Origin of the sequence: Clostridium sp. KNHs205, assembly GCF_000702945.1 — a bacterium.
In the GTDB taxonomy this organism is placed as follows: domain Bacteria; phylum Bacillota; class Clostridia; order Lachnospirales; family Lachnospiraceae; genus Anaerocolumna.
Map to the genome: position 1 here is coordinate 3,003,680 of NZ_JNLE01000003.1, position 12,595 is coordinate 3,016,274.

The 12,595-nt window shown below is 39.9% G+C and carries 8 protein-coding genes; 7 read left to right on the forward strand and 1 reads right to left on the reverse strand.

Translation table 11 applies throughout. The annotated features are described in order from the left end of the window. Window positions 1–9: 9 nt before the first annotated feature. A complete protein-coding gene (locus tag BR73_RS0112410) occupies window positions 10–1,143 on the forward strand; it encodes a toxic anion resistance protein (RefSeq protein WP_033165780.1) in 1,134 nt (377 codons plus the stop codon). Window positions 1,144–1,359: 216 nt separating this feature from the next. Here the strand turns inward: BR73_RS0112410 and BR73_RS0112415 are convergent, their stop codons facing one another. Continuing rightward, window positions 1,360–4,020 (reverse strand): calcium-translocating P-type ATPase, PMCA-type, encoded by a 2,661-nt coding sequence (locus BR73_RS0112415; RefSeq protein WP_156034712.1) that lies wholly within the window; start codon window positions 4,018–4,020, stop codon window positions 1,360–1,362. Window positions 4,021–4,959: 939 nt separating this feature from the next. Here BR73_RS0112415 and BR73_RS0112420 point away from each other — a divergent pair. The 6 genes from BR73_RS0112420 (at window position 4,960) to BR73_RS0112445 (ending at window position 12,587) form a co-directional block, all read left to right on the forward strand. Beyond that, entirely contained in the window at window positions 4,960–6,498 is a 1,539-nt protein-coding gene (locus tag BR73_RS0112420) for an ABC-F family ATP-binding cassette domain-containing protein (protein WP_033165781.1), read from the forward strand. 298 nt (window positions 6,499–6,796) lie between these two features. Then, window positions 6,797–8,104: an IS30 family transposase gene (locus tag BR73_RS0112425; RefSeq protein ID WP_033165732.1), complete on the forward strand. Its 1,308-nt coding sequence runs from the start codon at window positions 6,797–6,799 to the stop codon at window positions 8,102–8,104. A gap of 371 nt (window positions 8,105–8,475) precedes the next feature. Next, entirely contained in the window at window positions 8,476–9,597 is a 1,122-nt protein-coding gene (locus BR73_RS0112430) for an aldo/keto reductase (protein WP_033165782.1), read from the forward strand. Between the two features lie 10 nt (window positions 9,598–9,607). Then, window positions 9,608–10,003 carry a MerR family transcriptional regulator gene (locus BR73_RS0112435; RefSeq protein WP_033165783.1) on the forward strand — a complete coding sequence of 132 codons (396 nt, stop codon included), beginning with the start codon at window positions 9,608–9,610 and terminating at the stop codon, window positions 10,001–10,003. A gap of 69 nt (window positions 10,004–10,072) precedes the next feature. Then, window positions 10,073–10,699 (forward strand): flavodoxin family protein, encoded by a 627-nt coding sequence (locus tag BR73_RS0112440; protein WP_033165784.1) that lies wholly within the window; start codon window positions 10,073–10,075, stop codon window positions 10,697–10,699. A gap of 412 nt (window positions 10,700–11,111) precedes the next feature. Then, window positions 11,112–12,587, forward strand: a complete 1,476-nt coding sequence (locus BR73_RS0112445; RefSeq protein WP_051685178.1) for an aminotransferase class III-fold pyridoxal phosphate-dependent enzyme — start codon at window positions 11,112–11,114, stop codon at window positions 12,585–12,587. Window positions 12,588–12,595 lie beyond the last annotated feature (8 nt).

Sequence of the window (12,595 nt, forward strand, 5' to 3'; positions counted from 1 at the left end):
GATAAATGAATGAATGGAGACACACCTACCTTAACCTTTGACCCTTTTGAGGAGGAAGTAAAAGAACCCTCAATGCTTAAGCTTCAAGAGGAGAAACAACAGGTTCAGCAATTTGATGAAAGTACACTGACAGTAGAAGAAAAGAAAATGGTAGAAGACTTTGCCAGTAAGATAGACCTTACGAAATCCAATCTGGTTCTCCAATATGGTGCAGGTGCCCAGAAGAAGATTGCTGACTTTTCAGAGTCTGCTTTAAATAATGTTAAGACGAAGGATCTGGGGGAGATAGGAAATATGCTCTCAGATGTAGTAATGGAGTTAAAGAGTTTTGAAGCGGATACAGAAGAGAAAGGTATTCTGGGATTTTTCAAGAAAAGTGCGAACAAGCTAAATATAATGAAAGCCAAATATGATAAAGCAGAAGTAAATATCAATAAAATCTGCAAGGTACTAGAAGCTCACCAGATTCAAATGCTTAAGGATATATCCATGCTGGATAAAATGTATGAGCTGAATAAAACCTATTTTAAAGAGCTGTCCATGTACATTTTGGCAGGTAAAAAGAAAATTGCTCAGGTTCAGGAAGAAGAACTGCCTAAGCTGGTGGAGAAATCTAATTTAAGCGGCTTACCCGAGGATGCACAGGCAGTTAATGATCTTGTGGCAGTAATAAACCGCTTTGAGAAAAAGATACATGACCTGGAACTTACAAGAATGATATCCATCCAAATGGCTCCCCAGATTCGATTGGTTCAGGGAAATGATACATTAATGACCGAGAAAATTCAGTCCACTCTCGTTAACACAATACCTCTTTGGAAGGGGCAGATGGTACTTGCTCTTGGGGTAGCTCATTCCACACAGGCTGCCAAAGCCCAGAGAGAAGTAACGGATATGACAAATGAGCTGTTAAGAAAGAATGCAGAAACCCTAAAGATGGCTACTATTGAGACCGCAAAGGAATCCGAGCGGGGTATAGTTGATATCGAAACTCTCCGTACAACCAATCAATCTCTTATTTCTACATTGGACGAGGTTCTTCGTATTCAGACAGAAGGCCGTCAAAAGAGAAAAGAAGCAGAAGTTGAATTGAACCGTATTGAAAATGAATTGAAGAATAAACTGCTCAGTATGAGAGGATAACTAATCCTGCAGGGGATACAGGCAAATTATATTTGCAGACAGATTACATTTACAAACAGATTACATTTGCAAACAGATTATATTTGCAGACGGATTACATTTATAAACAGATTACATTTACAGGCAGCTTATATTTGCAAACAAATTACATCAGTTGAAGAAAGAAGCATGGAGGTTCTGATTATACTCAGAATTTTCCATGCTTCTTTTAATACATTATGCTTTTCTTATTCCGCGAAAGATTAACTTGGAAATCTCAGATATGATAACGACACTAAAGGAAAGTGCAAATATTTTAGCCCACATTGTAATATCCAGAGGGATTGTCCCAAAGAAAGCTCCGGCAAACTGTATAATCAATATCTGAAGAAGGAAGGTAATGGATATTACCAATAACATGATTTTATTCTTTAGAAGGTGCTTGAAGATACTTACGGCATGAAGTTCCCTGCAGTTAAAGGCATTGAACAGCTGAAAGAGTGCGAATAATGTGAAAAGTACAGTTGTCATTTCTTCCTCAGCTGCGCCTAAGAAATTAAAGACATATTGGCACAGGAAGATGATAGAGATATACACACCAGTAAGTCCAATTCTTATCAGCATTCCTTTTGATACAATGTTGTCGCTTCGCTTTGTAGGCGGACGGCTCATTAGATCGTCGTAAATGGGTTCCAGTCCTAAAGTAAGGGCCGGAGGTCCGTCCATAATAATGTTAATCCACAAGAGCTGAAGTGCAGTAAATGGTGCCTTTAAACCTAAAAGGATGGACGTAAATACTACGATAACAGAAGATACGTTAACTGTCAGCTGAAACTGTATAAAACGTTTGAAATTCTCGTATATGCCACGACCCCAGGCAATAGCCTTAACGATGGTGGAGAAGGAATCATTAAGAAGAACGATATCGCTGGCCTCCTTTGAAACCTCCGTTCCTGAGATACCCATAGCAATACCTACATCGGCATTTTTAAGTGCCGGTGCATCATTGATACCGTCACCGGTAACTGCTACTACATTACCCTGTGACTTCAAAAGCTTAACTACACGCATTTTAATGGTAGGTGTACTTCTGGCAATTACACTGATTTTAGGTAATTTATGAAGCAATTCTTCATCTGTCAGGTCAACAATGTCTTTTGCTTCCACAGCAATGTGATCTGAATTAAGCAGATGGAGGTCATTGGCAATAGCTGTTGCAGTTACGATATTGTCACCGGTAAGGATCTTAAGATCTATACCTGCCATACGGCAATTCTTAACTGCTTCGTATACATCTGCACGCAGTGGATCAGAGATAGCCACAAACCCATCAAAGTTCATATTGTTCTCCATTTCGGAATGGTGATCGTCGGCTTCATAATCCATCATGGTATCCAATTCTTTATGGGCGAAAGCGATAACACGCATAGCCTTTTCCTGAGCTTTGGTGATATGACTTTCAATATCCCTGCGTTTTTCATCTGTGATACTGCACATGGAGAATACACATTCAGGGCTTCCTTTTACATAAGAAATGATCTTTCCGTCAACTTTACTGATGGTTGTCATGTGCTTTAACTCAGAGGAAAAAGGAAAGGCATACAATACATCATGATCCTGACGTTCGTCTTTATAGGACTTACCGCTGTCTGCTTTTGCTAATGAACTTTCATAAAAATTCAGCATGGCGCATTCCGTGGGATTACCGATAAAGGTACCATCCATTGAAATGTCAGCGGTAGTGTTAAGACAGACGTTGTGGACAATCCAGTCACAGGAGAGCTCTTTGGTATTGTCATGCCACTTATCATCATAATAAGCAGAAACCGTCATTTTATTCTCCGTCAGAGTTCCGGTCTTATCAGAGCAGATAACATTAATACAACCAACAGTCTCGGAAGCAATCATCTTCTTAACAAGAGCATTCTGATGAGAAAGCTTGATAATATTAATGGAAAGAGATACAGCAACTATTGTAGGAAGCCCCTCAGGTACGGCTGCGACAATTAGGACTATACTGGTTACAAAGGCATCCAGGACATCTTCAAAATTAAGGCCTCCCGATAAAGAAAAGCTTATAAGCTCTGAGACAAATACAATGGCTGCAGCAATTACTCCAAGTATTGTGATTGTCTTGCCAAGTCTTGCAAGTTTTTCCTGGAGAGGGGTGGAGGAGCGGTCTGTCTTTGTAAGTTCGTTTGCTATCTTACCAAATTCTGTGTTATCGCCAACTGCTGTAACGAGCATTTTACCGTAGCCGCTGGTTATGTAATTACCGGAATAAAGCATGTTGCTCCGGTCAGCAAGAGCAGTTTTTTCATCTGCGATAATTAATTCCGCATCTTTTTTAGAAGGAATACTTTCTCCGGTCAAAGCTGACTCATCAGCAGCAAGACCAACGCTTTCAAGAAGCCTTCCATCGGCAGGAATCTTATCGCCGGTTGAGAGCAGTACAATGTCTCCTACTACCAGGTCCTTCTGACCTATCATTAAGGTATCACCCTTTCGAAGAACCTTTATCTGTGTATCATCACTGATTTTAGAAAGGGCTTCAAAGGCTTTGGCACTCTTGCCTTCCATTACAACGGTAATAATAACTGACAGGGAAATAGCTGCAAATATACCCACGCATTCCAGAAAATCAGCCTCACCACCGGTAGTAGCACGGATGATATTAACAACCAGTGCAATAATTCCGGCCATTACCAGCATGAGAATCATAGGTTCGCTGCCAGCAGCCAGTATTCTGCGTATTAAAGATTCCGGCTTTTCTCTGGTCAATGTGTTACTGCCGTATTGTTGGAGGTTTTGATTAATTTGCTCCTCCGGCAGTCCTGTTGTTGAATTTGTGTTAAGCCTTTTTATGAGGCTTTCTCTGTTCTCCATAAATTCTTTCACAACATTTTTCCTCCTAGTATAAAAATATGTCGATTTTTTCACAAAATAAAAGACCCGGTATAGCCCTAAGCTATCACGAGTCATAAAAAAAAGACCTATGTATGGCTATAGCAGCTATACATGAGTCTCGTTAATTAAGGGAAGCCAGACTTTAACAGTCAGTATGTTGACTTACCACGCAGTTTACTGCGCTAACTACTCCCTCACGGGTAATTTAAATTGTCGTCCAATTTTAACACACGAAAATGTAAGTGTCAAGGGTTTAAGTAGGCTAATTAAATCCAACATGAATTAGGCTTAATTAAAACAAACACATTAATTTATTATTACATTCACATATTGATATTGTTTAAAAGTAGGAGTTTTAATCTTTCGGTAAGGCTTTACAAATTCTGGACCCTGTGTTAGAATTGAATTGCTAATTGCTAATTGCTAATTGCTAATTGCTAATTGCTAATTGCTAATTGCTAATTGCTAATTGCTAATTTGGAGGAATTGACCGTGAAACGTTTAATAATAGATGAAATGACAAGGAAAAACAGCTCTGTACAACTGAAGCCGATGAAGCATTGTACGGAGCCGAAACTAAAAGCGTAAAGCTTTCCATTCGTCGGAAAACAGGTATTAAAAGCATAGCCATAGTCATATGCTTTATTTTAGTACCTGTTTTTCGGGAATAGATTCAGCTATCTTTATAGCCGCAGACAATGTTTTGTCTGCGGCCTTTTTCGTGTACCGCTAAGGTGTACAGTCAGCTACTGCATTTACAGGCAGTAACTGAAGTATTGTAAATACCAGAGCAGAAGGCCGCTATATCTAAGCCTTCTGCTTTTTTTGTGCGAATTTAGCAGTTACATTAAGTGGCTCAACTGTTCCCAGCAGCTAATTTAAGAAAGAAACTAATAAACAACTGATAAGCAATTGTAAATGGAGATTATTATGAGCATATTTGAAATAAATGAATTAACCCATACCTATGGAGATAAACTGCTGTACCAAAAGGAATCCCTTGCTTTGTATAAAGGTGAACACATGGGGATTGTTGGACAAAACGGTGCAGGAAAAAGTACTTTGATTAAGATTTTATCAGGGGAGGTGATTCCTGATAATGGGCGGCTTGTATGGCAGCCGGGAATAAGGATAGGGCATCTTGACCAGCATGCGGAAATACCGGGTGAAGATACCATAATAGAATACTTAAGGACAGCATATAAAGATATGTATGACTTGGAAAAAAGAATGAACGCCCTGTATGGAAGGTATACAGAGTACAGTAACGACAAAGACCTCATAAAGGCTGCTGACTGCCAGGTGATTTTAGAGAACGAGGGTTTCTATCTGATTGAACCGCAGATTGATAAAATTATGACTGGACTTGGATTGGAGGCTTTGGGAAAAGAACGAAAGATATCACATTTAAGCGGTGGTCAGAGAGCCAAGATAATTCTTGCAAAGCTTTTGTTAGAGAAACCTGAGGTATTACTTCTTGATGAACCGACTAATTTTCTGGATAAAGAACATGTGCAATGGCTGGCAGAGTATTTAAGGGATTTTCCCAATGCTTTTGCAGTTGTATCACATGACATACAGTTTCTTGAAAAGGTTTGCAGCTGTATCTGTGATATAGATTCAGGAATTATAAAGAAATACAATGGAAAGTATTCAGAGCATCTAAAGCAGAAAAAACATTTGAAAGAAGACCACATAAGAAGATATAATGAACAGCAGCAGATGATAAAGAAGACAGAAGATTTTATCAGAAGAAATATTGCTGGTAATAACAGCAGAATAGCAAGAGGAAAGAGAAAGCAGCTGGAAAGACTGGACCGGATAACTGCACCTGTTAATAGCAGCACTAAGCTGGATTTTGGCTTTGAAGAAAGTACCGGTACAATTCAGGAGGTGCTAAAGATAAGTAACCTGGAAGTGGGATATCACTATCCTTTACTGCCGCCCGTCAATATAACCGTAAGAGGTGGTGAGAAGATTGTATTAACGGGCTTTAATGGAGTCGGAAAGTCTACGCTGCTTCAAACGCTAACGGCAAATATATCTAAGCTATCCGGCAGCTATCAATTTGCTGATTGGGTAAAAATCGGATATTATCGACAGGATTTAATCTGGGATGAACCTTCACTTACACCTTTTGAAATAATATCCCATGCCTATCCTCAATATAATAACAAGGAGGTAAGACGACAGTTAGCCAGATGCGGCATCAGCAATGAACATGCAATCCAGGAGATAGCCTCTTTAAGTGGAGGAGAACAGGCGAAAGTCAAGTTATGTAAGCTTATGCTTTCACCCAGTAACTTTCTGATACTGGATGAACCAACGAATCATTTGGATATCAACGCAAAAGAAGCGCTGTTAAATGCCCTGATAAAATATTCAGGAACATTGCTGTTAGTATCACATGAGGAGTCATTTTACAAGTCATGGGCAACTAAGGTACTTGATATCAGCAGTATAAAATAAAAGGAAACAAAGAATTAGACAGAAGGTTCAATTCACCTTAATCCTCCTTTATTGGAGGAATCCACTAACCATCTTTACCATACCATAGATCGTGTAAGACTAAAATCCTCTAACACGAATTTAACAGGTGAATCACGAATTTACCTTTTCATTTTACAGTTCATATTACAAACCTTAAATGAAGTTGAAAGCTCTATTTTCAGGTATTTCGGGAATTTAGTCCTTCAAAAAGATGGAACTTAGTCTTGCACAAAAGGTATAATGGAGTATGATCTTCTGCCTGTCCAGGAGGTACTTTATGACCAATGATAACAGATATCAGAAACATCTTACCCTACAGGATCGATTTGACATTGAAGATGGATTGAACCACGGTTACACATTGAAAAAGATAGCCGACAAGGTAGGTAAAGACAACTCTACAATTGCAAAGGAAATCAGAAAACACCGAATCGGAGATGAAGGATATAATACTCACAGCAATGACTGTATGTACCGTTTTTACTGCCAGAAGCAGTCTACGTGTCCTGACTGCGATAGGATGAAAAGATGCTGTACTTGTAAGAAAAATGATTGCAGGACATTCTGTCAGGATTATCATTCGGATATGTGCAGGAACATATCCCGTGCACCTTATGTATGTAATGGTTGCCAAAGTATCTATGACTGTCGCAAACCTCATTTTTTTTACCGGGCAAATGTGGCTTATGATACCTATAAATCCCTACTAAAGGATAGTAGAGAAGGAATAGCTCTGTCGCGTCAACAGCTTTATGAACTGGATTGCTTAATAACCCCGCTTATTAAACGTGGGCAGTCAATAGCGCACATTTATACAGGCCACAAGGATGAAATCCCATGCTCCATGAAGTCATTGTATAATTATATCGATCAGGGGATATTTACTGCTAGGAACATTGATCTTCCTAAGAAGGTAAAATATAAGGCTCGTAAAAAGAAGAGGAAAGAACCAGTAACTGATTATGCTTACAGGGAAGGTAGGACTTATAAGGATTTTCTGTCATTCATACAGGAGCACCCTGAAACAAATGTGGTTGAGCTGGATACGGTACATGGTAGCAATAAAACCGGAAATGTAATGCTCACCATGCTGTTCCGCAACTGTAGCCTGATGCTTATTATACTTATGACGGATTGCACTAAGGAATGTGTTAAGAAAGTTTTCGATGGTTTTGAAGCAGCTCTCGGATTTGAAACTTTCACCAATACATTCCCGATTATTCTAACGGACAATGGCCCTGAATTCAAAGGTCCGGCAGATGTTGAGAAAAGCTTAAGCGGAGGAGAAAGAACTAAAGTATTTTTTTGTGATCCACTGGCATCCTGGCAGAAAGCTAAGCTTGAAAAGAATCATGGATATATTCGGAAGGTAATACCAAAAGGTATACCTATAACCGGTCTTACACAGGAAGACTTGACATTGTTGGCAAATCACATTAACTGTACAGCAAGAGCCAGTTTAAATGGCCGCAATCCATTAGAACTGGCTCAGTTACTGCTTGATAAAAAGCTGATTCATGCTGCTGGCCTTAAACCAGTACCCGCGGATGATATCATGCTAAAGAAATCCTTATTGAAACACTAATTATCAGCTAAAAATATGATACAGGCAGAGGTCAGTCCATGAAAATGTAAATTCATCGTGTGGAATTTACTTTTAAACGGTATTTTCCAGACGTCTGCTTTTTGTACGCAAAAAACAGCTAAAAACAGTGTCCACAGTTCTATTATAGCTATATTAATTTAAAAGTAAACGTAATATTAACTAATAAAATCAATAAAGTAGAGGTTGTGATTACAAAAAACTTCGTTGTAGTCTAGAGGAATTTCGATTTACATTCAAGGTTCATATTACAAATTTACTTGACTTGGAGTTAACTCCAGGTGTTAAGCTGTAATTAATGTCTGTATATTAGCTGCTAACAGGCGTAATTATGATTAACGGAGGAAAGTAACATGGCAAAAAAACTTGGTTTTGGATGTATGAGGCTGCCTTTAAATAATGGAGATGATCCAACAAGTATTGACTTTGAACAGTTTAACCGGATGGTAGATACTTTTCTTGAAAGAGGCTTTACTTATTTTGATACTGCTTACATGTATCATAACTATATGAGCGAAACAGCATTAAGAGAGGCGTTAGTGAAAAGGCATCCAAGAGCATCTTACACAATTGCTACAAAGCTGCCAATCGTGTATTTAAAAGAACAGGCAGATATGGAACGGATATTCAACGAACAGCTTGAGAAAACGGGAGTGGATTATTTTGACTATTACCTGCTTCATAACCTGGGGGTTACCCATTATGAGATTGCCAGGAAAATGGATGCCTTCTCATTTATCAGTGAGAAAAAGGAAAAAGGTCTTGTTAAGAGTATCGGTTTTTCCTACCATGACAAGGCAGACTTATTGGATGAAATATTGACCGCGCATCCGGAAGTGGACTTTGTTCAGCTACAGATAAATTACCTGGACTGGGAGAATGAAAGCATACAGTCAGGAAAATGCTATGAGGTAGCAGTAAAACATGGCAAAAAGGTAATCGTAATGGAACCAATAAAAGGAGGTACTTTGGCAGAAGTTCCGGAAGCTGCCAAACAACTCTTTAAAGAGTACCAACCGGAGCTTTCGGTGGCTTCCTGGGCAATCAGGTATGCAGCCAGCCATGAGAATGTTATAATGGTCTTAAGCGGAATGTCCAATATGGAGCAGTTAGAGGATAATACATCTTATATGCAGGACTTTAAGCCTCTTAATCAAGAGGAAAAGCATATTATCCTTAGGGCAGTAGAGATCTTAAATAATGCCATTGCAATTCCCTGTACTGCCTGTCAATATTGTGTGGAAGGATGTCCGAAAAATATTGCCATACCTAATTACTTTGCTTTATACAATGCAGAGCAGCAGGAGATTAAAGGGAAATTTACAATACAGGGAGTCTACTATCGCAACTATACGAAAACCTATGGTAAAGCCTCTGATTGCATCAATTGCAGAAAATGTGAAAGAAATTGCCCGCAGCATATAGAAATCACCAGCTGGTTAAAGGAAGTAGCAGCTGTTTTTGAGGCAGAATAAAGGAGAACTTATGACAATTGCGGAAGTAAGTCAGAAATATCAATTAACAGCAGATACCTTACGTTATTATGAAAGAATAAAACTTATTCCTCCTGTTAACAGAAATTCCAGTGGTATCAGAGATTATACTGAGGAAGACTGCAACTGGGTGAATTTTATCAAGTGCATGAGAGGGGCAGGGCTGTCCATTGAGGTTTTAGCGGAATATGTATCACTTTTTCAGCAGGGAAATCAAAGCATTCCTGCACGGAAAGCACTGCTGTTAGAGCAAAGAAGACAGCTTGCTGACAGAATTACAGAGATGCAGGAGACTCTGAAACGACTGGACTATAAGATTGAAGGCTATGAGGAACGGTTACTTGTGAAAGAGGCAGCATTATCAAATAATGAGCAGGTTGTAGAGTGAGAAAACATAAACTATAATAAGAAGTTCCACTTCTGATTTTAGTGCGCCAGGGAGCGAATGGAGGTAAAAATGAAAATCATTGCGATTAATGGAAGTCCCAGAAAGAATGGTAATACGAGCAAAGCTCTTGAACTTATGGGTGAAGAGCTTGAAAAACAGGGAATCTCAGTAGAAACTATACAAATTGGTCATCTGGATATTCATGGCTGTATCGGCTGCGGTTATTGCAGAACTTCAGAAATGAACCAATGTGTATTCAAAGAAGATCTGGTAAATGAGACAGCAGCAAAAATGCGGGAAGCAGATGGATTCATACTGGCATGTCCAACCTATTATGCAGGGATAGCAGGAACCATGAAAGCTTTCTTAGACCGTGTATTCTATACAAGTTCCAGATATTTTAAATATAAGGTAGCAACCTCTGTTTCTGTAGTAAGAAGAGCAGGTGGTGTGGATACGGTACATCAGCTTAATAATTATCTGAATCTGGCTGAGACGATTCTCCCTCCTTCCCAATACTGGACCATAGCTTATGGCAGGGAAAAGGGTGAGGTTGAAGGTGATGGAGAAGGCTTACAGACCCTTCGTAAAAATGCACGTGCAATGGCATGGCTTCTTCAGGTTGTAGAGGCAGGAAAAGAAACAATTCCTCTTCCTGCCGAAGAAGACCGCGTTATGACTAATTTTATCAGGTAGGCTAGTAGCCTGCTGGAACATTTTTCTCCTTTAGATAGAACAAGCAGATAGCAAAAGACAGACTTCTTAGGTCTGTCTTTTGTCTTTTATATTGCCATAATATATCGTTGTGGAGTAATAAAACCAATATAGTAATACATATGATGAAATATGACAAGTGTATGAAAAAGGGAGCTTACGGTTATGATTTGCCTGAAACTATATCCATAGGAGCGCAGCTATTATTCGCAGGACATCGCTGTATCTTCTCCCTCTTGCAGGCTGAATTTCATTCAGTGTCATTACACCATATACTAGTGTCCCTGAAAACACTGTGGTACGCAATCACATTTGGTTTACAAAAAAGTACTGCTTCATTCAATTTAACGAGCGAATACTCGCTCTAGAGAATATTTCATATTGGGAGGTTCCTATGGATAACAGCTTTTCGATTTCCACGTATCCTGATGCTGCAGAAATAAACAGCCAGCTGGATGCACTGATAGCAAAACCAATCTACTCAGTAAAACCCGGTGCCCTAAAGACCTACGAGGATGAATACTATAACAAAAAGTGTATCAGGTCCAAAAACATGATTGAGGAGGCTTCAAACGTAATTCCCGGAGGTGTACAGCATAATCTGGCCTTTAATTATCCTTTTCCATTAGTATTTACAAAAGCAGAGGGAGCTTATCTTTATGACCTTGATGGGAACAAATACTATGACTTTCTGCAGGCGGGCGGACCGACAGTTTTAGGCAGTAATCCCGTAGAAGTACGCAATAAAGTAATAGAGCTGTTAAATGAATGCGGACCCTCCACCGGGCTTTTTCACGAATATGAATACAAAATTGCCAAAAAGATTATTGACAATTTTAAGACTGTTGAGATGTTTCGAATGCTTGGTTCAGGTACTGAAAGCTGTATGGCCGCTATAAGAGTAGCACGACTTGCTACCAAGAAGAAAAACATTCTTAAAATGGGAGGTGCTTATCACGGATGGAGTGATCAGCTGGCTTACGGTATCCGTATACCGGGCTCTAAATGGACCCAGGCCCATGGGGTGCCACGCTATATCTTCCGGCATACTCAGGAATTTTTCCCCAATGATTTAAATGACCTGGAACGTAAATTAAAACTGAATACCATAAAAGGCGGTACGGCGGCGGTAATGATTGAACCTCTTGGACCTGAAAGCGGAACCACTCCGGTTGACAGGAAGTTTAACAAAGGCGTTGAAGCCCTGTGCCACAAATATGGTGCCCTCCTGATCTTTGATGAAGTAGTTACAGGCTTTAGAGTGGGGATGTCAGGAGCGCAGGGATATTTTGGTGTCAGTCCGGATCTTACCATTTTCGGAAAAGTGGTGGCCGGGGGTTATCCGGGAGCCGGTGGACTTGGAGGTAAGAAGGAGTATATGAAGTATCTGTCGGCAGGAATTGCCGGAGGGCCGAAGGTTAAGAAGGCACTTGTAGGGGGAACCATGGCGGCTAATCCGCTTAGCTGTGTGGCAGGGTATTATACTCTTTGCGAGATAGAGAGAACCCAGGCAGCACAAAAGGCAGGGCTTATGGGTGACCGTTTAACCGAAGGCTTAAAACAACTGATAGCTAAATATAATCTGCCCTTTGTAGCCTTTAACCAAGGGTCGATCTGCCATCTTGAGACGGTAGGAACGACCCATTATGCAATCAACTGGTCAAAACCCTGGACAATACCCAGCGTATTAAACGCAACCTCGGAGCGGAAGAAAGAAATGGAACATGTGGGAGCTGCTTATATGGCTGAGGGGCTTGTAACCTTGGCAGGAAGCCGGCTGTATACCAGTGCTGCATACACCGGGGAAATGATAGCTGACGTATTGATAAGATTTGAGAAGGTGTTTAAAAATATGGCTGTAAAAGGTTAGGGGATGAA